This is a genomic window from Paenibacillus sp. FSL W8-0439 (assembly GCF_038008995.1).
Lineage (GTDB): Bacteria > Bacillota > Bacilli > Paenibacillales > Paenibacillaceae > Paenibacillus > Paenibacillus polymyxa.
Map to the genome: position 1 here is coordinate 2,371,281 of NZ_JBBPAK010000001.1, position 23,720 is coordinate 2,395,000.

The following is a 23,720-nucleotide window of genomic DNA, read 5'->3' on the forward strand; positions in this document are numbered from 1 at the left end:
GGAGGTCATATCTATGAAACCAGTAGTTAGAGAGCATATCCAACAATTAGACGTATCACTCGGCGGAGGGATCGTAAGCGATAAGATCAGAGTAGATACCATTGATAATCCTATTTTAATTATCGGACTTGGGGGAACGGGGATTGACGCCCTTCTCCGCTTGAAATATCAAATAAACCGCAGATTCAAGCTGCCTGCAGACCCGATTTCCAAGAAAAAGAGCGAGAAGCCGGATAATGTAGAATTTCTCGCTTTTGAAACGAATGAACAAGACCGTAACAAAAAATACAAAGGGATTGGTTTGGACCCCATCAATGAGTTTGTACTGCTATCCAATGCGGAAATCGGTGGATTGCTGCAAAACCGCAGTATTCTAGAGCCATATATCACTGACTGGCTGTCTCCTGAGCTGAGCATTACCGACGGTATGAACGGGGCGGCAGGGGTGCGTCAGGCTGGACGGTTGTTATTGTTCACCAAAATCAATCAGGTCGTACAAAGCATTGACAAAAAAATCAAAACCCTGTCTGAAGGCACCAACAAGAAGCTTATGGTATTCCTGCTGTCTGGATTGTCAGGCGGTACAGGGAGCGGTACTTTCCTCGATATCTCATATATCGTCCGAGGCATCATTGAGCGCGATTATGGTTCCGCTGGTGTAGACCGTGTTAACACACTGGGTTATCTGTTCACGCCGGATATTAATCTGGCGAATAAAAGCCTGAGCGAGCATACGCGTGAATATATTAAAAAGAACGGCTATGCTGCATTGAAAGAACTGGACTACTGGATGAATGTGGATAGTCGTGGCGAACGCTTTAAGCAACAGTACGGTAACATTTTGACTGTAAACTCGCCGCTGCCGCCATTTAATCTGTGTCACCTTATTTCGGCTACGAATACGGAAGGCAAGCTGCTGGAAAATGCTTATGATTACTGCATGAATGTCACCGCTGAGAACATCACCAACTTTATGGCGAGTGAGGAAAAACAGTCGGGCGAAGAATTCGCCATTCATGACTATATCAGCAACATTCGTACCAACATCGCGCAAATGAATAAGGCGTATCCAGCAAACTACGATTACAATATTATCGGAGCTTCTTCGGCAGTGCTGCCCATGGAGGAAATGACGACATATCTGGCTTACCGGATGTTTGGTAAAATGTCCAAAATGTTTGAGCAAGCGCCGAATCAGGAGGATGTAGAGAAGTTTGCCCGCAAGCTGGGTGTCGATCTGGATAGCATGATCAAAAACTTTGAATCTCGTGTACCTGAGCCGCTTCCGGGTTTTGAGAACAGTGAACGGTTAAGTTATAACAATGTTGTTAAAATGCAAGTAGTCAATATGGACACTGAGCTGGAGCAAACGTTCCTGACGCGTGCCCGCGAAGAGTATATCAAAGCGAAGAAACAACTTCCCGGTGAAATTACAGGACAGTTTACAGACCAAATCCGCCGAATGTTCCTGCATCCCGAGCAAGGACCGTTTTATGTATCTCGCATGATTTATACTGAAAAAGGATTTAGCTTGCTGAAAATGCTGCTTTCCTATGTAGAAACGCTGCGTGAATCGCTGCACCGTATTCCAACGGACATTGAATGGGCGCGTGAGCAAGCGAATGAGAAGCTGGGTGATGCCAAGAGTGCGTTTGTATCCAAGGATAAGAAGAAAAATGCATATATTGAAGCAAAAATTAATGAATATTGGCTGCGGGCTGATGTGGAACGTACAGAGCAGCTCATTGAATTTTATGAAGATCTGTATGACCTACTAAATAAAGAAAATAATCGCATTTATAATGTATTTACTGAAATTTTGAATGCACTGAGTGCCATTTTCGAGAAGAATGGCGATCTGCTGATTAACGGCGAGGAACAATCCGATCACAAAGGAAACAAAACGTACTATTGGAATTTGGTAAGTGTACCGGATATCTCAGAAGTTGTGACCAAGCTGCTGGATAATCGCAATGGTGACGATTTGATCCGTGATTTTGCCCAAGAATTGCTGGAAAATTCAGATCAATGGGTGAAAGATCAGGATATGGATATCATCAGCTCGATTTCTAATTTCTTGACTGACAAATTCGGTGATCTCATTACCCGTTCCATGGAAGATTTCCTGGTCATGAAATACGGACAGGACGAAGCAATTGAAAAATTTGTGGAGCGTTACATTGCAAGCAAGCTGGATGAGGAGGCTGTACCTGTTTTCCATTTGAGCAATAGTTCTGGCAATTTGTACTTCCCGTCATGGGGATTCGTTTCGGTACCTGTACAGTCGCCTAATATCCTGAAGGGCGTTCGCAATTATCAAAATAATGCAATTGGCAAATCGCACTTTACTATTAAAGAAAGTGAAGTCCGTAACCGGATTTTCTGGCTCAATACGCGTAATGGTGTTCCTCTGTTTGTATATACGCCGCTCAAAGTGTATGAAGAGAGCTATGAGAAAACCATTCTTGACCGCGAAGGTATTGGCCGACATCTGGTGCAGACAGGTCAGAACAACTGGACGAATTTGCCGTCGCCGATTCCTGAAAAGTCATGGGGAGAAACTTACGTCAACTCCCGTGTGCAAGCCCACAACGCCCGCATTCGCAATGACTTCGACCGTGCCAAGTCACTCGGCGTGATTCGTGAGAAGGATGTTGATCAAAATACAAGCAGCCGCTTTACTGTAATTCGCTCAAAAGCGCTAGATCTGAATGCGCTACTGGCAGCCTACGATATGCGATTGCAGGAATCCAAGCCGAATTTGGGTGAGGTGAAAAGAGCATGGTCTGAGCTGAAGCGTCTACTAGCTGAAGGGCTTGATCAGGCCGGAAGCAAGGATATTTTTGGCAGCATCAATGAAGAGATGGCGAAGGAAAACCTGATCCGTTCACCAGAGCTAACGCAGGTGGTTCGTGATGAGCTGGCGAAATATATACAAATCGAAGCAAAAGCCGCTGAACTGGAAGCTTTGCTGGGCAAATATCAGGATGAAGAAAAATGGTTGGATCAGTTCATTCAGGCACTCTACACGGACACAATTACGAAAAAAGGCGCTTTGTACGTCTATGATCGTGATGAAGAGGAAGAAGCGTGGGAGCCGTTTGCCAACGTCATGAAAAGCCGCAATTATGTGGAGTTTGAAGTCTTCACAAACTTCCGTGGTTTGGAAGAGAAGAAATTTGCAGCTCTAATGCGCAAGGCGGATCGCCGTGATGCTGTATTGACTTCATCTGAGGATATTACACCACTGCTGGCGAAGTTGGATGAATTGGCTGCAACTTACACAGAGGCTCGCAATCAATTGGAATATGAAAAGGTAGAGCTGGCTAATGGAGCGGAACTTTATGCATTCTATGCTCAAATGGCTGGAAAATTAAACGACATCCGCAGAAAGTTGAAGTAAGTATGAGAGAGCAGCTGTTACGTTATGCGGCTGACTATGCAGCCGCAGAGGACCAATTAATCGGAAGCGGGGATGGACGCAGCAGCATCCATTTCCCGTCCGTGTTTCTTTTTATCGGCGATCGCATGAGCCCAGTGATGAACACAATTGCAGATATCAACCGGACCAAGTGGGATAACAGCACAGGGGTAACCTATATTCAGATTCGCTCACAGGAAGAACATGCGGCTGTAGACCGCTCGGTGGATGCCATCGTTCATACGATAGCAGTACCGGAAGAAAGTAGCCACCAAACGCTACGCCGTGACTTGCACCAGGCTTTTTATACCCATGAATCGAAGTTAATTGAACTTAACACCGCGTTGCGCCGTGCTAGTGGACATCTGGCTGATTACGGACGGTTGTATTCCTCGTTCGAGCGTGTACATTTGTCGATCTTGACAACAGCGGATGATCCCATGAACGTATTAATTCCTGAAATTACGCTGTTGGCAGAGTATATTTTTGCGCAATCTTTTAAATCGGTACAAATGGATTTGTATGTGTTGGTGAGCGAAAGCGATCAGGCTGCCCAATTCGGCTACAGGAGTGCAACATCCGTTGCTTTTATGCGGGAGTTGGATTATATCCAGAGCCCAGCATATACGTTTACAGCACCGCTGCATATGACCGAGGACAAATTGACCATCCCGGTATCCCATGCTCCATCTCCGTTGTTTGATCTTGTCTATGTGCTGTCCGACAAAAATGAGCGCGGCGTAACGGTGGCGAATAGTCTGCGCGAGAGCTGTGATATTATTTGTCACATTCAGCTTCTAAAAAACCGTTATCAGGCAGGAGATTCCTATCGGTCACAGGATGGGGGCTACAATAATACATCGTTTAAGAACAACATCATGACGGAATCCGGGCGGCAGGGTTATGTGTCGGCCGGATTTTCCCGGGTTAACCGCCCTAATCAGTCGATTGCGCTTACAGTGCTGTATCACTTTTATGTGAAGTTGTTAGAGCGTATGAGAACCGAGCAAGAGTGGGACATACGTGATAAGCTAAATTATTTTGGTTTAGATGCTGCCGAGCGTGGCCGCACGCGAAATGATCTAGTTCCTGACAATGAGGCGATCATGGACATGAGCGCACTAATGACCAGCGGAGCCAGTTACGGCTCGTTGAAACGAATGACATTACGTGAAGCAGAGGAAGCCTTGTTTGGTCAGGGCTGTGAAGCCTTTTTCCGTGACAACTGCGAACGGATCGTACATAAACGCTTGGGAGATTTTCAGGCGGATTTGCGTTTGCAGATGGCTGTGAGTACAGCTGCTAAAGAACATCCTCATATCGGCTTTTTCGAGTTGACAGATTGGACAGATGAAAATCAAACAGGAAATGTGCTTACGGCTATTCGGGGACTGATTCGTGATACGTCCAATGATTTGCAGATTAGTGCAGCCGAACTGGATGCGCTGTATAGCGGACGAGTGGAGGATCAGCCCTTTCAACGACTGCCACTTATGGATAAACATAATGTGCGCAGCTTGATCCGTTATCTAACCGAGACAGTCTACGGGCATAAACTGCACATGCTGCGGATTCAAGTGGATTTGGAGCTACTCCGCCGCTATGAGCTGGCATTGGAAAAATGGCATGCACAGGCCAAGCATATTACAGTACAGCTTGCCAACCTGGAGCGTGAATTACATCAAACTGCAACGGACAGTATTCGACAGGCTGACAGTTACACAGGCCAAAACCTGTTCGAGTATTATGAGCGTGTGACGGAGGATGTCATGGGTGAGCTGGAAAGCAAGCGGGGAAAATCTATATTCTTTGACACCCGGCATATGGGACCTGTATCTGGGTTGCTGGATGGAGGTTTATCCGCGCTGGTGGATAGACTTACACAGACCTGCCGTACCTTGATTCTCAGCTCACAGCCATTTAATCAGACATTCGAAGAAGAATTATTACGTCGTGCCAATGTAGCTGCTGCATATGAAAATCGGCTGGTCGTTCCAAAGGATGAACTGTTTAAAAAACTGTATCAAACGTTAGAAGAGCATGGCGGAATTAATGTACGTTTGCTCGACTATACCCATGAGCATCGGTATGAAGAAAAGTACTTCTTTGGTGATTACGAAGGCGAGTTTCTTCCTTATGCGATGGAAGTGGACATTACTTCGCGAATTTACAAGCTGGGTTTTGTGCATGAGCGTCGCAGCAGCGGGGTGGAAAAACTGCATTTGATGGGCGGCTTCCATCTGGAGGATCTGATGGTTTACCGCAACGGCAAAACGTATTATGAGACATATACTGCGAATGGTTTCGTGTTTCATGGAATCGACGTGGACCGGTTGCCGGAATTGCGGTAGCCATAATTATCCTACTTTAATGATGGAAGGAAGCAACGAATCTTATGAAGCAACGTAAATTTAACGTTCTCCTATTGGTGTTTGGCTTGCTGGGCGCTGTAGTAGGCTTCATCTTGGGAGAGCTTATTCTTCACAAATTAATAGGCCACTGGCCGCATATCATTGTGATCGGGCTATATTTTGGCATCATGGCGCTGTGCATTGGTCTAGGCTGCCTTATCGGCGAACTGATTTCGCCACAGTTAAATGGACATTCATGGCGACAACGATACTCCGGATTGTCCTGGAAATTACTAGTACCTGCTACACTCGTCATGTTGTTCGTGGCAGGTCTGCTATTAGAACTGGGGTATCAGGTTAACCCTGAAGGGCGCAAGAGTGTACAGGACCTCGTGCTTGTGATTGATAATTCCGGGAGTATGCAGCAAACAGATCCCGATAATGAGCGCCTAACGGCTGCCAAGAGTCTAATTGGGCAAATGGATGGTGATAAGCGCGTAGCCATTGTTTCATTTGAATCCACTGCGCAGTTGGTGCAGCCATTTACTCCCGTTGGCACAGACGCAGAGAAGCAAGCGGTTTATTCCAAAATCGATAGTATGCAGACTATAATGTCAGCCGGTACAGACATTGGGCTTGCTTTGGACGAGACGATCAAGGAGATTGAAACCCAAGGCAATGCGGAAAAAGGTTCACTCGTTATTATGCTCTCTGATGGCTTTAGCGAACTGGATACTCAGACCGCATTGGCTCCTTACATTGCCCGCCAGATTCCGATTAATACGGTCGGCCTGAAACTGGCAGAATCGGAAGGTATAGCTTTGTTGCAAAATATTGCCAGCTTAACGGGCGGAACTTATTCTAATGTAGCTAATGCCCAAGGACTTACTCAGGCGTTCGGTAAAATATATAACAAAATTGGTGATCGCACGCTGGTAACGGAGCGGACAGGTGAGTATGCCCACAGTCTGTATTTTGCCATTTATCGCGTAACGGCTCTGGTTATCATTGGGGTTCTATTAGGGTTGGCTCTTGGATTGATGTTTGATAACCGTTTTCTCGCGCGGAATTTCGCAATTGGTGGAGTTCCAGCCGGCTTGCTCGCTGGCTTGATTTTGGAAAGAGGGTTATCTGGCTCGCCTATAGGTGACTTGATGATTCGTTTGCTGGCAGCGCTCGTACTGGCGGCCCTTATTGCTGTCTTTTCGCTCGTTCTGCCGATTGCGGAAAATACTCGCCGATCTTCTGGTGGTGGGAGCCAGGGGGGGCCGTCAGGCCACCGGAGAGGGACACCAGAAGGCCCGACGCGCAATCGACGTAACAGTGGGTTTTAGAACGGGAGGCGGGAACTTATGCAGTATAGGGATGCACAGCCCGATGATCCTGTGATTTCGGAGCTGAGCCACAAAATTGACGACAACCGGGTTGTGTTACGCTGGCAGTGGCCTGAAGGCGCAGCCGTGGTCTATATTGCCAAACAATCAGCTGATACAGGTGCGAATGGACAGAATGAAGCACCGACTTCTGAACTGAAGCTTTTTACACGCGAGGAATATAAGGCCGCTGGCAGCTATCGTGACCGAATTGAAGGCATTGGACGTGTGCGGTATACCGTGTATCCAGCTGTTCGGGAGGCTGGTGAAACCTTTGTAATCCGCCAGCAAGACGGAGCCAACCAACTGGAGTTGAGCACAGGCAGGGCTAAAATCAAATATGCGGTTCACCATAAAAAAAGCTGGTTTCGCAGCCGCAAAACAGTCCAGATTCAGGTGACAGCCGAAGTTCCTGTTCCGCAGGAGGCGCTTTGCTACGTGAAGAAGCGCGGTGGCTATCCGGCAGACCGGGACGATGGAACCTTGTATGCGTTCACGGCACCCTTTGCCGCAGGACGGAATGTTTTACCCGCTATTGAAGTGGGGGGAGATGAGTATGTGCGGCTGTTTTTTACGGACGGTCAGAAGTATGGCACGATATATGAATTAGTCCCTGAATGAAAGGAGGCCACAACCGATGAGTTTTCTTAGCAATTTATTCAGAAGAAAGCCACAGGCCGAGCCACGGCCGTTATTCTATGATATTGTGTGCCCTTATTGCTTTAGTAAATTTTCACCAGAGGAAGTGGTATTCCGTGCTTCTCATCACCGCGAAGATGATGAGGATTACGCTTTGGGTGAAGATGAGCTGTTGAACAAATATCGGGAGCGTTTTGGCTTGGATAGTGTGCATGATATGGAGGCAATTCTTCATCCCTATGATGTACCTGAGGAGCATCGCTTGTATTCAGATCATGTGCTGACAGGTCTGACGGACCGTTACGGTGAGCTGACGCGTCACCGACTGTGCCCACACTGCCATAACGAACTGCCTGTAACCGCAGGCAAGGTGCCGAGTAATATCATTTCGATTATTGGAGCTTCACAGGCGGGGAAATCTGTATATATGACCTCCCTGATTCACACGCTGCAGCATGTGACGGCCGACCATTTTGACGCGGCTTGCATGCCGCTCAATGCAGAGATCAGCCGCAAGTTCCGCACGATGTATGAGGAACCACTGTTTGAACGTGGCGATCTGCTTACATCGACGCAAAAAGAAAAGATGCAGGAGCCTTTTATTTTCCAGTTTGTATTTAAGGATGAGGAAAAGCCACCACTGACTTTGGTATTTTTTGATGTAGCTGGTGAGGGGATGGTCGATCAGGACTATCTGGGACTGCATGGACAGCATATAAAAAATTCTGCGGGTATTCTTTTTATGGTCGATCCACTACAAATCCGTTCTATCCGGGAACGTATTAAGATTAATCTTGGCGATAAGCCTGGTGAATGGGTCTCGCAATATGATGAGCCGCGTGATGTCGTACTTACGATGTTCGGTGACTTTATCGCATACCAGGAAAAAGGCAAGACGGACATTCCAACCGCTGTGGTCCTGACCAAAAGCGACATGCTTACTGCGCTGGCAGATGAAGAAGGCACGTATATCAAGACGAACAGCAATATTTTTAATCCAATGGAACATCGCAAATACATGGATTTGGATGAGTTCTCGAACATTGATGGCGAAGTTCGGCGCTTTATCGAGAAGGTGGATAAGCCGTTCAAGGGCACAATGGATGTATATTTTACAGATACAGCCTATTTCGCGGTTTCTGCTCTAGGTAGCAATCCGGTGGAGCAAAAGCTGCAAGGGTTGGTTAGTCCGATCCGTGTAGATGAGCCATTCATTTGGCTGCTATACAAGTTGAAGTACATCGAGGGGAGAGAATCACAGTGAGTTATCCTACCTCTCGTATGATACAGCAGCAGATGTACACACGGGAACGGCGTGGTATTTTCCGTTCTACCGAAGGCTTTGATACCGTGGCTAATTCCAAAGGACTGGATACTTCATTTATTAAAAAGGTGTTGCATCCTTTATGTGTGTATGATGCGCCTGCGGCATTGACAGCGCGTGGTGAGAAGCAGGAGAGTGTCTATCCAGAAGCTTTACATCTGGTACGGACAGAGTCCGGGGATGTAGTGCTCGGACGCAGTATTTATAAAGCAGCGGATTTCACTGGGCTGCGGAGCGCTTTTTTTACGCATAACTATGTGATTCCGGCCGGACATGGTGAGTCTCCATCTGATTATAAGCAGTGGCTGAACACTTCGTTTGTCGATACCTATGATATTGAGCAGGGAACGGAATTACCGGAATTAGAGCGTCTACCAGGTGGAAGTGTATTTCCCGCTGTTGACCCGTCTGCAGTACTGGCTCAATTGCAGCTGAGCGAAGAAGTGTTCAAGCAGCTCTTGTACGCAGTCATGATGTCAGCCGCGGGTCGCAAAAAGGTATATGTAGCGCTGAATGTGCCAGCAGAAGTGGTAGCATCCTCAGCCAAGCAACTGCTGGGTGTGTTGTACGCGGCACTGCCTTATGCATTTCGCAACAGACTCGGATTTCTTACATATGCGCAGGAACCGAACAGCAGAAAAGGCATTCACTTAATGTTCGTTGAGCCTTTCAGCTTGCGTCCCGGTGATCGGAATGTAGAAAAGGACTTTGTATTTGACCTCTCTAACAATAGTCGAATACTGAATGTGGATGCAGAACAGGTGAAACAGCCTTATTTTGACTGGATTGTCCGTACGCTATTGAATGGCGGGGCTGCGGACGATTTTCTCAAATTTGCCGAGCAAATGCTGACAGGCATGGAGGCAGGACGTGAACTATTGCCCTCCAGCTATCATGAGCTCATTACGCTGTACAGAATTGAGCAGGGAGAGCGGTCATTATACAACGAGCAGCGAATCGCTGTATTACGAAGCTTGACTGATTATTTATCGCCATCTGATGCGTTACCACGTAAAATGCGGCTGAATGATCTGTTTCTTTCATTTTTTGATCATGAGTTTGATCGGGTGAAGGATGGACATATTCCGGATGTAGGGCTGGTCGATTGCTTCAAGGACTATTATAAAGTTCATGCACGCAGCAGCGAAAATCGGCTGGTGGAATATTTAATCCGTTCGCTAAACAATGCTTATACTGCCAGGAATACGGAAGCAGTCACATATATTTATCATACGATTGAAGAGAATCCGTCATTAGGCAAGGTCTATTTTACGAAAGTACTGGGTAATCCGGCACTCACCAAAATGCTGTTCATTCCATACATGGACAGTCAGATGAAAAGAACGCCTGATGTAAAGGGCCTGTTGGCCGTGGTGCATGAATGGGGCAGTCGGTATATCGAAGTGTCGGCGAATGTCGATTTTCAGCTTTTGGCCGAATCTGCATTGATGGGCAAGCTACGTGCTGAGAGAAAGCCGGTAGAGGCTGTGGCTGCCATTCACCAACGCTTGCGTCAATGGGACAGTAGTTCTGCCGTAGGCACACTGTCCCCGCTGGAGCAATCCGGATTGACAGAACGCTTACAGGAAGCAGCGGATCGGTATTTGCTCACTGAAGTAGAGCTAAAAGAAATTTCACCTGATCAGGTCGTACAGATTCCGTTTTTCACACGGCCCGATTTGGTGCAGTGGGTTGGAAAGTTGCCTGCTCCTCTCAAGGGACAAGCCGTGCGATTGATTGCGGCTTATGATTGGTTTAACACGGAGCACCCGGAACCATCGGTGCTAGACGGTCTGGAGCCAAGCGAAGTAGAAAAGGTGCAAGATTGGGCTTATGGTTGGCTGCCCCAGCAGCTTGCAGAAGGCCATTTTGCCCGTCTGTTGCCAGCTTTCTATCGTTCTGATGGTACTGGCGAGGGAATACTGGATTTTGCTCGCCTGGTCAGTTCGATCCGCAAATGGGCGAAGGATAACGATACGATGTACCGCTTTATCCGCTGGTCGGAGGAACACGCTGAGTTTGCTACTCCACGTGGTGGTTTTGAGCCAGCCTATCGGCGTGCGTTGCTTTTATTCTTCCAAAAGGAAGGACGAGAGGGACTGCATAAAAAGACGCTTTGGCGTCAATATTTTGAATCTGCTAAGCCTGTGTTTAAAAATTTCTATTTGGCAGCAAAGCGTGAGACAGATACGCCTTTGGTCAAAACGCTTCGTCGTTTCCGCAAAGGCGGGGTGATTTCCGGGATCGTATTAATCATTATTGCAGGTACATTAGGCGGCCTGAAAGCAACCGGGGTAATCGGATCTGTTGACACACCAACGCCTGCCGCTGCTCCAAAGCCTGTACAACAGCCAGTAGAGCCTATAGTGCCGGTAAAAGAGGAGCCTACTGCAATAGTGACACATGTACCTAATACCAAGTCCACTACGAAAATGGTCAAGCTGTTGTTTGCGTTTCAAACATCGGCAGAGCAGGCAGAATTTAAGCCTAAAAAACTCGTCATTGTCGGCTCGGATCAACAGGAGCACTCATACGAAAATTTTACGCTTGCTGAACAGAATGATAAGGAAGCAGCCAGTAAAGCTAACAATGGTTCGTCCGGTGACGTTAACACTGAGGGAGCTACCACCAAAAGCAAGACAGCAGACAGAGAATCCACAGGTGGTGGTTCTACAGATCTGAACGGTACATCCAGCGGAAAAACCGCTGATCAGACTGGAGCAGTGACAGACAACACAGATGGAGGCGCGACTTCAGAGATATCAACTGAGGGTAGCGGTATAGCAACTGATAAAACCACGACCAGCACGTCCGATAATGGTACAGGAATAACGGAATATGACCTCGACAAGTATCCTTATCGTACGTTGTTGACCATTTGGCAACGGCTAGAGCTAAATGATGCTAGCACGGTTACCGTTGATGGGAAAGATTATCCGCTAGTTCAAGTGAAAACTGCGGACTAAGCAACTATAGACAGTAAAAAGACGGGTTCCTTTCAGGGCCTGTTTTTTTGCTATGTATAAGTTTATATATATAGAATGTATTCGTTATTTTGAAACTGACTGTATTTAGTAGACGATCATTTTACGAAGGTATTGACACCAAATAGGCGGCTGATTAAAATTAGTTGGAATTCAAACTATTAAAATTCGATAGATATGGAGGTTAGCAGTGAAATGGGAAGTGAGGTGTACCCCGTTTGTCTTCCATGGGAGGAGGAGAGCACGATGTATTTAATTAAATGGATTTTCACCACTGTCCGGCGTGAGATTGAAACAGCACTGCGCCCTTTGGGGCTTACCTCCCCACAATCGCAGACGCTCTATATACTGGCGATGTCGCCTGGAGTCACCAATACGGATTTGGAAAAGCTATTGCTTATTGATAAATCAAGTGTTACCAGCCTGGTTAACGGGATCGTTAAGAAAAACTGGGCAGTACGCCAAACTCATCCGGAAGATGCGCGAATGAAGCAAATCTATTTGACCGAGGAAGGCTTGGAGATTCACAAGGTAGCCGAACGTACCATTGAGCAAATTAAAAGCTCCGTAGGCAAAACGTTATCTGTCGGAGAGTCAGAGGCGCTGCGCGGTTTGCTCAAAAAAATTCTTCACGATTACCGTCCTGCGAATACCTGCGTTTGAACGGATAAATAGAAAAATGTGTCCGGATGGGGAATCCATAAGCTATAAAAAGTCACCTAGATAAGGTGTTAACAGGAGAGGGAGAAACCAAATGATAAAAGAACAAACTTATCCCAATGCGGATAAGCTTATGCGTGTTTTGGCCTTCACACTTGTTTTTTCAGTGATGAACGCTTTTATGTTTAATGTAGTAATGCCTGTGATCCGGGAGGAATTTCATATTAGTGCCTCCGATGTAAGCTGGCTGCTGACGGGTTATATGATCGTGTATGCGGTTGGCTCGGTGACCTACGGTAAGCTGGCAGATAAGTATCGTCTCAAGGATTTGCTGACATTTGGGATTATCTTTTTTGCACTAGGCTCGCTTATTGGGCTGTTGGCCAATCAATTTTGGATGTTAATTGTAGCTCGTTTGCTTCAGGCCACAGGGGCTGCTGTTATTCCGGCAACTGCTATGATTGTTCCTGTTCGTTATTTCTCGGCTGAAAAAAGAGGGCGAGCTTTGGGCGTCACAGCAATCGGCTTAGCATTAGGCACTGCACTGGCTCCTATTATTTCTGGTTTGATTACAGGCTTTGCGAGCTGGCGTTTTCTGTTCGTCATTTCCATGCTGCCACTGATCGCTTTGCCGTTCTTTCGCAAATACTTGGACGATCAGCGAGGAGAGGATCAGAAGTTTGATTTTCTGGGTGGATTATTGCTGGGTGGAACAGTGGCCTTCTTGTTGCTTTCCATTTCACAAGCCAATATGGTATTTTTTCTGATCGGTGTGGTTTTATTTGGACTGTTTATATGGCGCATTAATACTACCCACGATCCGTTCATCCAGCCGAAGCTGTTCCGTAACAAGCAATATTCATATGGGCTTCTTATCGCTTTTTTAGGGACGGGGATTAGCTTTGGATTGCCTTACTTGGCACCACAGTTTCTGAATAGTCTCAACCAGCTTACACCAGCAACGATTGGACTGATTATGTTTCCCGCTGCTATTGCGTCAGCTCTATTAGGAAAAAAAGGGGGGCGCTTGGCCGATAGCAAAGGGAATTCAGTTCTGGTGTATACAGCCGTATCGCTATTATTTATCTGCTTTATCAGCTTGTCCACGTTTGTAGGTGCGTCTCCGTATCTGATTTTGTTTTTGCTTATTTTCGGGAATGTAGGTCAGACCTTTATGCAGATTGCCATGTCCAACACAATTTCTCGTACTTTGTCGAAAGATCAGATTGGTGTTGGAATGGGGCTGTTATCTCTGTTGAATTTCATTGCCGGGGCGATCACAACAAGTATTTTGGGCAAAACGTTAGATAGTTCCTCGTCCTTTCATTTGAATCCTGTTGTATCTAATGTCCAGGTGTTCAATTTTAGCAATATATTTACGGTGCTTGCGCTGATTGCACTTGTGACGATGGGGCTTTATGCGTTGCAGTTCCGGCGAGGGGCACGTGGCAATAGGCCTGCTGTCGAATAAGGATAAACATTTTATATAAGCTCATGCCATAACAAGGGTATAATATAGAAGGAGAAATTTTCTATGGAAGGACGGAGTGCCCAGCATGACAAGAAACCTTCAATATGTACCCTATGGTTATGAACCACCAATCGAAACGCACAAAGGGACTATGGTCTACTATGATACGTTTGAGCAGACTACAGCCAGTGAGCTGGAGCTTTTTGCCGAAACGGGGGCTGCACTATCTTTTACAAAGTTGGTGCTGTATCCACTACATGAAGAAACCGTCAGAAGAATGTGGAAGCAGCCAGTACGCTCGTATTATAAGCGGGTCGACGAGCTGGGAGAGTGGCAGCGAGAGCAGGCTTTGAGTGCTGTTGTGATTGAGAACTGGGAAGGTAAGCGAAAAAAGTATACGCCGATTGAAGCAGCCATTCGTTTTTTGGCGGAAAAGTATGCAACTCCGCTTTTTTTGTATATGAGTCCTGAAACTGCTAATTTGTGCGCTTCCTATGTATCCTTTGGAGAACGGATTAGAAACGTCAGGTTGGTGCTTTCGAGTGAACCCTTGGAACTTCATCCTAAGCTAGTACAGTACCGTAATCGCTGGAACACGGTAAAAGAAGCAACAAACCGCGACTCCAAGGTTGACAAAGAGGAGCATGAATTATAGAATAGAACTAATCGTAAAAATTACTATTGTAATTGTATACCATGTATTCCAATTGAGGAGGAAGAACAAATGCGCGTTATTGTTACCTTGGCATGCACCGAATCCGGTGATCGCAACTATACAACAACCAAGAACAAAAGAAATCATCCGGAGCGTATTGAAATGAGAAAATACTCTCCGCGTTTGAAAAAGTACACGATTCATCGTGAAACTAGATAATTTGAGGTTTGCTGCATAGCAACCTGAATGATTCTGCTTCGTGAGCGGAGCCTGTTAAGTTTGCATAAAGCCTGCGTTATGGAACCGGCGAAAACTTGAATTAGTCCAGTGGACAGAGTGTCCAAAGTTAAAGCTAGCACCTAAGAGGATGGCTTCTTTTCATGGTTGTTTGATAGATGCTAAGCTACATGGCACGCTTTGCCTTTTGAATCGAAAGCACGTGGCCACCGAGTTATCCTATGCTGATGTCAGCATGCAGGACGAGCCGGAGAACCATTCACAATATGCTTATATAACGATGGAGGCTAACGAAAGATACGGAGCGTTCGTGTAATGGGCGATGCGATATATACGGCATCGTTCGCTTGTCGTTTACGACCTTGAGCGCAACTGTTACGATCTGTCGTCTTTTTTTCTGAGACATAACCGCTCTTTTTGCTAACTGATGGAGCATTGCTGCAGTACGTTTGAGTTTGAAACTAAAACTACATGAAAGATTAGGTGAAACAAATGAAAAAAGATATTCATCCAACATTGAATAAAGTTATCTTTTTAGACCCTAGCTGTGGATTCTCTTTCCTGAGTGCTTCCACTAAGTATTCGCAAGAAACGATGGAATGGGAAGATGGCAACACATACCCAGTTATCCGTGTAGATACTAGCTCCGCTTCCCACCCGTTCTTCACTGGTAAACAAAGAAACGTGGATATCGGTGGACGTGTGGATCGCTTTAACAAAAAATACAACCTTAAGTAAGACTCTTCGAAAGCTAGGTTTACGGATTATGTTGATAATTCGTAAACCTAGCTTTTTTGTTATCTACGGACTAGTTACGTCCGAAAACAATGCGAATAACAAATGTATTTTGCGCCTCAAATGTAACACTCTTTTACTAGCTTTAAGTAAGCTTAATCAAGTAACCCGATTTGTCATTGCCATGTGGATCACTTCTCCTCCGGAAAAAGCCGTAGATCGCATCACGCACCTTTTGCTCAAACTGCACGTTGTTCCAATCCCAACACTGTTAATCGGTACCGCTTATCCTGATTGTTTGATAACATGCTCATTTTGCAAGTGCCAAAGTGTAATAAGAACATGAAAGCAGCAGTTTTCCCGGAACGGTACGAGAAGCTGCTGCTTTCCAATGTAAAATGAACGCGCACAATTGTCGACAATGCTAATCTTGGCAAACTAATCATTTTATAACGTAATTCTATACTTCGAATAAGATTGTCTTACTTAAAAATAATCGCAGGTACCTAGCCTGCGATTATTTTTTTATAGAACATGAGTCGCGATTAATGGAGGATTCTGATAAATCACTCGCGGAAATGAGTTCTTTGAAGAATAGAGTTGGGCACTTGCTGTAACTAGCACCATTATAATAACTTTTGTTCAGAATTGGTTCAGTGGTTCCGTGTATATTAATTCGAAACGACATAAATCACTTATTTTCGATAAATATATGAACAAAAGATTAATATAAACGTGTTTTTTTGTTGAGAAATATAGTGGATCGGACTTATTACCCGACTTTTCGAAGATCGAATGGGTCGTTTTACTCAAAAGTAATTAGGAGGTACAACCATTGAAGGTTTATTCACTTAAGTGGGCAGCCGCTCTTGTTGCTCTTCAGGCGACATTCAGTACTTCTGCTTACGCTGCAACGCCTGCCGATAATTTGTTTTCAGATACATCCTATGTGACGAGTGATAAAATGGCAACCATCCAAGAAGCTGTACGCCAGGGGCTTTTATCGGGAGATCCTCAAGGAACCTTTCGCCCTGCAGCAACATTAACTCGTCAGGAACTGGCAGTATTATTGGTCAGAGCTTTAAAATTGGACCCTGTTTCGAGTTCTTCTACTTTTAAAGATGTGCAAAGTAAACAATTTGCTGCGCCATATATAGAGGCCGCACAAAAAGCTGGATTTCTATCCGGGGATGGATTAGGGAATTTCCGTCCGAACGACCCTGTTACACGTGAAGAGCTGGCAGCCGTGTTTGTTCGTGCAGTTGGAGGGGTTAATGCAGAGGGCGGATCAAGCATTTTGCCCAAAGATCAGTCCTTGGTAAGCCAATGGGCGGCTGGATCGGTAGATACGGCACTTCGTCTGGGCTTAATTGACATTCATGACAGCAGGCTCAATCCCACAGGTGAAGTAAAAAGGGAGGATATTGCTCCTTTTCTCTTGGATATTTTCAAAACTCAAGAGCAAACAGCTACGATCAATAGCATTGATGGAGACATTGTAACGATCGATAATGTTCCTTATTTAATAGAAGGAAAGTTGAAAGAGTTGATCGGAAACTCCAATAAAGATGCGTTAAAAGGAGCTATATTAAAGTTTAATTCGCGCAATCGTAATGTGGACGGGCTGCAACAATTGGAGATCGTGCAAAAAGATGTTGTGTTAAACACCAATGGTCTACCGGAAAGCAGTCTGCTTCGAATTTCAGGTGATGGTGTTCAGATTAAAGGAGATATCAAAGGAGTAATCGAGCTTAACGACGGTGTCTCTAATACCCAACTGAATGGAAATGCAAACCATCTTATTGTGAATTCTAGCAATGGTATTTCTATTAAAGGAACAGGGACAATTGGGGAGCTCAAAGTTGCCAACGCAAATGCTAAAGTGACATTGAACCCGAATTTTAAAGTTGAAATGATTCAGCTGCCTAAAGATGTATCTGCTTCACAAGTTATCCAAAATTACAACGAAGTACAAAAACAGATTGGAAAAATTCAGTCGGCTGACGGGACGGTTCATGAAGCGACTACAGCTACGTCGAGTAGCGTGACATTTTCCTCTGGAGGTGGAACTTCAACAAACTCAGTGACTAACCATGCGCCAAGCGTTACTACTGGGTTTACTGATACTACGTTAAGTACAGCAGATGAGCCTAAAAAGATTAATCTGGCAAATAGTTTTACTGATGCTGATGGAGACACTCTGACTTACACAGCAGAATCTTCTGCCACGAACGTAGCGAGGGTATCAGTGAACGGAAGTCAGCTGACTCTCACACCGGTGAGTGCAGGAACAACCAATGTCACGGTTACGGCGAACGACGGCAAGGGCGGGACCATAAACAGCCAGTTCAACGTGACAATCACACCGGTGATTCCCGAAGTCGTGAACCATGCGCCGACGGTGGAAACGTCGATCAGCAATGTAACGACAGGAGTCGCAGACGGCATCAAGGCCGTGAGCTTTGCAGATGTGTTCGCAGATGAAGACAGCGACGCGCTGACATTCACTGCAACTTCGACGAATGCGGGCGTGGCGACAGTAGCGGTAAACGGAAGTGATCTGAAAATAACGCCAGTGAACGCCGGTACAGTCACGATTACGGTAACGGCAGATGACGGAAACGGTGGCACGGTGGATACGCAGTTCAACGTGACAATCACACCGGTGATTCCCGAAGTCGTGAACCATGCGCCGACGGTGGAAACGTCGATCAGCAATGTAACGACAGGAGTCGCAGACGGCATCAAGACCGTGAGCTTTGCAGATGTGTTCGCAGATGAAGACAGCGACGCGCTGACATTCACTGCAACTTCGACGAATGTGGGCGTGGCGACAGTAGCGGTAAACGGAAGCGATCTGAAAATAACGCCAGTGAACGCCGGTACAGCCACGATTACGGTAACGGCAGATGACGGAAACGGCGGCACAGTGGATACGCAGTTCAACGTGACGATCACACCGGTGATTCCTGAAGCCGTGAACCATGCGCCGACGGTGGAAACGTCGATCAGCAATGTAACGACAGGAGCCGCAGACGGCATCAAGACCGTGAGCCTTGCAGGTGTGTTCGCAGATGAAGACAGCGACGCGCTGACATTCACTGCAACTTCGCCGAATGCGGGCGTGGCGACAGTAGCGGTAAACGGAAGTGATCTGAAAATAACGCCAGTGAACGCCGGTACAGCCACGATTACGGTAACGGCAGATGACGGAAACGGCGGCACAGTGGATACGCAGTTCAACGTGACGATCACACCGGTGATCCCCGAAGCCGTGAACCATGCCCCGACGGTGGAAACGTCGATCAACAATGTAACGACAGGAGCCGCAGACGGCATCAAGACGGTGAGCCTTGCAGGTGTGTTCGCAGATGAAGACAGCGACGCGCTGACATACACCGCAACTACAACAGATACAGGCGTGGCGACAGTAGCGGTAAACGGAAGTGATCTGAAAATAACGCCAGTGAACGCCGGTACAGCCACGATTACGGTAACGGCAGATGACGGAAACGGTGGCACGGTGGATACGAATTTCACTCTAACGGTGACTCCTCCACCCGCTGTTAATCATGCTCCTGTTGTTCAAAGCGCGATTAATGATATTTCTACAGAAGCGGGTGCTATGGACACGACTATCGGACTTGCTTCAACTTTTGCAGATGAAGATTTGGACTTGCTAACGTATTCTGCTGATTCATCGAACCCTGGCGTAGCAACGGTTTCCGTTACCGGTGACCAACTGAGTATTACTCCGCTTGCATTAGGAAGTGCTACAGTAACAGTCACCGCAGATGATGGGAAGGGGGGAACCGTTCAAACGATCTTCCAAGTCACTGTTGGAGAAAAAAAGGGACTTTTCTTCTCTGAGTTGGCATGGGGGGAGAGCGACTCTATGATGCAGATTATTGAGCTCTATAATGCAGGTTCTGAGGAATTGGATGCTTCAAAAATTAGAATTGAACGCAGTAACGGTGGAAATTCGATTGAGATAAGTCAAGACGCTGGTGCTTTTATTCCAGGTGGAGCTACTTTTGTGATAGGAGATACCATGTATTTTGGTGATGCACATGTAGATTACTTCACGGATATGGGATTTTATAACGATGATTCAGCACCTGTCACTCTATCGCTCTATTACGATAATCAGTTGATTGATACGGCGGTGTTTCAGCCTCATACCACTATAGCTAGACAATCCGGTGTTACCCATGGAAATGCAGGCCACTACGAGGAAAGTGAATGGATTGATGAAGGAATCGATTATACGGATAATATCGGTATCTTTAGCAGCGAGGCGCCATAATGAATAAAAAGAATAGAGGGAACATCATGAGTTCTAAACCTAATAAATGGCTGATTACATTAGCTTTGGCTGCACTTGTTGCTCCAACAGCCTTGCAGACGATTGCATCTGCTGCCAGTGATGCATCAAACGGAGCAGCTCTGGCCAGCCTGCCTTTTAAAGACATCAATAATGTTGCTTCTAAGCAAAAGACAAGCATCCTCCAAGCCATTGAAGCTGGGCTTCTGCGTGGAGACCCATCCGGATCTTATCGGCCAACGGATTTGTTGACTCGTCAAGAAATGGCGGTTCTATTAACTCAAGCTCTGCAACTCTCTATTTCTAAAGCAGCAACCAGCAGCTTTGCGGATGTAGACTCGAAAAGTTGGTCGAGTCCCTATATTGAGGCTGTACACCGTGCAGGACTCATGAATGGAGACGACGGTAACAAATTCAGACCCAAAGCGGTAGTGACCAGAGAGGAGGCGGCAGTACTGCTTATGCGGGCCGCCGGGCTTCCTATCGCAGCTGACGCCACGGAGTCTGCTAAACTTACTGATTGGAATCGGGTTAGCCCGTGGGCACGGCCTTACGTAAATACGGCTTTACAGTCGGGTTCCATGGAGACGGATCAATCCGCTTTCAAACCTAAATCGTCTGTTCAACGTCAAGATATAGCCCAGTATATGATGTCTACCTTTTTCCCTAAGGACCATGTTGTCCAACTCCAAAAAGTGGAGGATGGAAAGGCTTGGATTAACGGGATTGAATATAAACTTTCGGATTCAGTTAAAGGAATCTTGCAAACCTCTAACCAGGAGATTCTCAAAGGAGCAGATATTCAATTTGTAGCATCACAGCGGACCATTGAATCGATCACCAAACTAGTCATCCATGCGAGCGGGCAAGCCCCGATAGGGCAAGCTTCCGAATTCAGTGGTAATCTTGTATTAGATGGTCATAACTCTACGATTGACGGAGACTTAACTATTGACGGTGATTACATTTCAGTTATGAATTTGAATGTCAAAAATAGCTTTACAGTTACGTCAAGCCTTGGACATGATTTCTATGCCTCTAAATTTACGGTACAAGGAAAAACATATATTCAGGGTGGTGACCAGAACACCGTATTATTTGATGCATCTGAGCTGAAGGATGTCGAGGTCTCCAAACAGGATGTCCACGTTGTCATTCAAGGAAATTCGACGGTGGATCAAATGACATTGACTTCCAATGCAACGATTGAAAATGATTCATCCTCAACGATACTGCAGTTGAATGTTCTTGCCGGTGCCCAGCAGGTAGAGTTGCAGGGGACTATTCAGCAAATGTCGGTCAACAGCGATCGGTCCGTAGCTCTGACAGGCAAGGCCTCCATTAATACATTGGCTGTGAACAGTTCCACCCCGGTCAGTCTGGAGGTAGCTGGAACCATTTCAAATTTACAAGTAAATAACTCTGCAGCAAATATTAGTGTAAGCTCCTCCAGCCAAGTCACGAATACTTCATTTGCAGCAGGTGTGTCCTCTTCGACGGTATCAGGAGTCACTACAACTTCTTCTGGCAGCTCGCGTTCTACGGTTGTGACCAATACAGCGCCGAAGTTAGTGACCAAATATGACGATCAGGCCGTAACGGTGGGCGATTCTGAACTTCAAATTGACTTGCTTGGTCATTTTACGGACGAGGAGCAGTCCGAGCTCAAATATACGGCAGTGTCGTCTAGTACAAAAATCAGTACAGTTCGAGTAGAGGGAACAAATCTATTTATTAAGGCTGTTGGCAAAGGGACTGCGACCATTACGATCGCCGCAGATGACCAGGCCGGGAAGAAAGCGGGTGCGAATTTCAAAGTCCGTGTCAATGAATCTCCTGTTTCATCGGGTATCCCTGATCAAAGCAAGCAGTTAGGGAGCGGCGACGTAACCTTATCTTTAGGATCGTTTTTTACGGATTCTGAAAATGATCCTATGACCTATGAGGTTGCGATCGATGATCCTTCCATTGCCACCTTTACCTTGACTGGTGATCAATTGGTATTAACTCCGGCAACTGTAGGACATGCCCAAGTTACCGTCAAGGCATCCGATGGTCGGGGAGGCAGCGCAAGTCAGTCGTTTCAATTGGCGGTAACTGCAGTACCTAATCAAAATTCAGTTGTAAATCAGAAACCAGGCAACCAAACGCTCACTGTTGGCGATGCGGACTACATCCTGGATTTATCCCCGGTATTCCTTGATCCGGATAGCAACCCGCTAACCATCTCGGCAGAATCCTCGGATCCGTCCATTGCGACGGTCTCTATTAACGGAAACCAGGCTACGGTTCATGCGGTTTCCTCAGGAACAGCAAACATCCAGCTAAAAGCGGCAAATGGCCGTGGAGGCGAGGTTAAGACCAATTTTGATATTACCGTTAATGAACCTCCGGCATCCCTGGGAATTCCGGATCAAACGAAACAAATCAATTCAGGCGACATTCAGTTATCTTTAAACAACTTCTTTACCGACCATGAGCAGGATACGTTATCATACAGCATTGATATTTCCGATTCTTCGGTTGCGACTGCAGTGCTGAATGGGGACGCGCTTACCATTACACCGTTAAAGATTGGCAGCACAGTAGTATCCGTTAAAGCATCCGATGGCCATGGAGGCAGCACAAGCCAGTCATTCCAATTGGAAGTAACCGCTGTTCCTAACCAAAATCCGGTTATAGATCAGAAGCCGGATAATCAGACACTGATTTTAGGCAATGCAGATTATATCCTGGATTTATCTTCTGTATTCCACGATCCCGATGGCGATCCTGTGGATGTTTCGGTAGAATCGTCGAATTCATCAGTTGCTGCTGTATCCGTTAACGGATACCAAGTCACCGTCCATGCAATTTCTTCAGGAACAGCAACGATTCAGCTTAAAGCAGAAGATGGTCGCGGGGGCGAGGTCACTACTGATTTTGATGTTACTGTCAATGAATCCCCAGTTTCGTCAGGGATTCCGGACCAGATAAAAGAAATAAATACAGGCAATATTCAATTGTCTTTAAACGATTTCTTTTCCAGTCCTGATAGCGATATTTTAAATTACGATGTTAGTGTTTCTGACCCGACTGTTGTGACGGCTGACGTTTATGGGGATTTGCTCACTCTTACACCGTTAACGATCGGTAGCACATTAGTATCGATCAAAGCAACAGATGACCGAGGAGGGCAAGTGATCGAAACTTTTAAAGCCACTGTCACGGCTGGAACTCCAGAGAATCAGAATCCAGTAGAAACTAAACCTGCCGACCAATCGCTTACTATAGGTGGTGAGGTTTACTCACTCGACTTAGGTTCCGTTTTTACTGATCCTGATGGTGATACGTTGACTTTTAAGGCCACCTCTTCTGATCCGTCCGTTGCTTCGGCGGAAATCGCTGGAGCTCAGTTGAAAATTCAGGCACTAAGTGCAGGAACGACAAGCATAGAAATTACGGCTATGGATGGTCGTGGAGGGGAAACTTCAACCAGCTTCCAGGTCAATGTCCAATCATCCGGCTTGCCTAACCCGTCTTCTAATCAGCCGCCTCAAGTAGAAG

At 46.2% G+C, this 23,720-nt stretch carries 13 protein-coding genes (1 of these 13 only partly in view); all 13 read left to right on the plus strand.

Translation table 11 applies throughout. The features are described from left to right. The first annotated feature begins 13 nt into the window (after positions 1-13). Positions 14-3,403, plus strand: coding sequence for a tubulin-like doman-containing protein (locus tag MKX36_RS10555; protein ID WP_017428403.1), 3,390 nt, complete (start codon positions 14-16; stop codon positions 3,401-3,403). A 2-nt stretch (positions 3,404-3,405) separates the two neighbouring features. Further along, a complete protein-coding gene (locus MKX36_RS10560) occupies positions 3,406-5,772 on the plus strand; it encodes a transcription initiation factor TFIID (protein ID WP_340864625.1) in 2,367 nt (788 codons plus the stop codon). A 44-nt stretch (positions 5,773-5,816) separates the two neighbouring features. Further along, positions 5,817-7,106 carry a vWA domain-containing protein gene (locus MKX36_RS10565; RefSeq protein WP_123797141.1) on the plus strand — a complete coding sequence of 430 codons (1,290 nt, stop codon included), beginning with the start codon at positions 5,817-5,819 and terminating at the stop codon, positions 7,104-7,106. 18 nt (positions 7,107-7,124) lie between these two features. After that, positions 7,125-7,766, plus strand: coding sequence for a hypothetical protein (locus tag MKX36_RS10570; RefSeq protein WP_017428406.1), 642 nt, complete (start codon positions 7,125-7,127; stop codon positions 7,764-7,766). Positions 7,767-7,782: 16 nt separating this feature from the next. Then, positions 7,783-9,048, plus strand: coding sequence for a TRAFAC clade GTPase domain-containing protein (locus MKX36_RS10575; protein WP_017428407.1), 1,266 nt, complete (start codon positions 7,783-7,785; stop codon positions 9,046-9,048). Next, the gene (locus MKX36_RS10580) at positions 9,045-12,074 is read left to right on the plus strand and encodes a GAP1-N2 domain-containing protein (protein ID WP_340864626.1); all 3,030 of its coding nucleotides are present in this window, start codon (positions 9,045-9,047) and stop codon (positions 12,072-12,074) included. The genes MKX36_RS10575 and MKX36_RS10580 overlap by 4 nt, the downstream gene beginning before the upstream one ends. Before the next feature lie 213 nt (positions 12,075-12,287). Next, entirely contained in the window at positions 12,288-12,755 is a 468-nt protein-coding gene (locus MKX36_RS10585; RefSeq protein ID WP_340864627.1) for a MarR family winged helix-turn-helix transcriptional regulator, read from the plus strand. Between the two features lie 91 nt (positions 12,756-12,846). Next, positions 12,847-14,223, plus strand: a complete 1,377-nt coding sequence (locus MKX36_RS10590) for an MFS transporter (RefSeq protein WP_340864628.1) — start codon at positions 12,847-12,849, stop codon at positions 14,221-14,223. 85 nt (positions 14,224-14,308) lie between these two features. Continuing rightward, positions 14,309-14,878, plus strand: a complete 570-nt coding sequence (locus MKX36_RS10595; RefSeq protein ID WP_340864629.1) for a hypothetical protein — start codon at positions 14,309-14,311, stop codon at positions 14,876-14,878. Between the two features lie 69 nt (positions 14,879-14,947). Next, a complete protein-coding gene (rpmG, locus tag MKX36_RS10600; RefSeq protein ID WP_013370941.1) occupies positions 14,948-15,097 on the plus strand; it encodes a 50S ribosomal protein L33 in 150 nt (49 codons plus the stop codon). 510 nt (positions 15,098-15,607) lie between these two features. Beyond that, positions 15,608-15,853: a type B 50S ribosomal protein L31 gene (locus tag MKX36_RS10605; RefSeq protein ID WP_016821159.1), complete on the plus strand. Its 246-nt coding sequence runs from the start codon at positions 15,608-15,610 to the stop codon at positions 15,851-15,853. Between the two features lie 832 nt (positions 15,854-16,685). Continuing rightward, positions 16,686-20,156: an Ig-like domain-containing protein gene (locus MKX36_RS10610; protein ID WP_340864630.1), complete on the plus strand. Its 3,471-nt coding sequence runs from the start codon at positions 16,686-16,688 to the stop codon at positions 20,154-20,156. A 26-nt stretch (positions 20,157-20,182) separates the two neighbouring features. Next, on the plus strand, positions 20,183-23,720 hold the 5' portion of the coding sequence (locus tag MKX36_RS10615; RefSeq protein WP_340864631.1) for an S-layer homology domain-containing protein. Its footprint extends 1,022 nt past the window's final position; 3,538 of the gene's 4,560 nt are visible here — the first part of the coding sequence; the start codon lies at positions 20,183-20,185; the stop codon falls past the right edge of the window.

Coding starts and splice junctions, on each gene's coding strand:
- MKX36_RS10555 (WP_017428403.1), top strand. CDS start 14: ATGAAACCAGTAGTTAGAGAGCATATCCAACAATTAGACGTATCACTC.
- MKX36_RS10560 (WP_340864625.1), top strand. CDS start 3,406: ATGAGAGAGCAGCTGTTACGTTATGCGGCTGACTATGCAGCCGCAGAG.
- MKX36_RS10565 (WP_123797141.1), top strand. CDS start 5,817: ATGAAGCAACGTAAATTTAACGTTCTCCTATTGGTGTTTGGCTTGCTG.
- MKX36_RS10570 (WP_017428406.1), top strand. CDS start 7,125: ATGCAGTATAGGGATGCACAGCCCGATGATCCTGTGATTTCGGAGCTG.
- MKX36_RS10575 (WP_017428407.1), top strand. CDS start 7,783: ATGAGTTTTCTTAGCAATTTATTCAGAAGAAAGCCACAGGCCGAGCCA.
- MKX36_RS10585 (WP_340864627.1), top strand. CDS start 12,288: ATGGGAAGTGAGGTGTACCCCGTTTGTCTTCCATGGGAGGAGGAGAGC.
- MKX36_RS10590 (WP_340864628.1), top strand. CDS start 12,847: ATGATAAAAGAACAAACTTATCCCAATGCGGATAAGCTTATGCGTGTT.
- MKX36_RS10595 (WP_340864629.1), top strand. CDS start 14,309: ATGACAAGAAACCTTCAATATGTACCCTATGGTTATGAACCACCAATC.
- rpmG (WP_013370941.1), top strand. CDS start 14,948: ATGCGCGTTATTGTTACCTTGGCATGCACCGAATCCGGTGATCGCAAC.
- MKX36_RS10605 (WP_016821159.1), top strand. CDS start 15,608: ATGAAAAAAGATATTCATCCAACATTGAATAAAGTTATCTTTTTAGAC.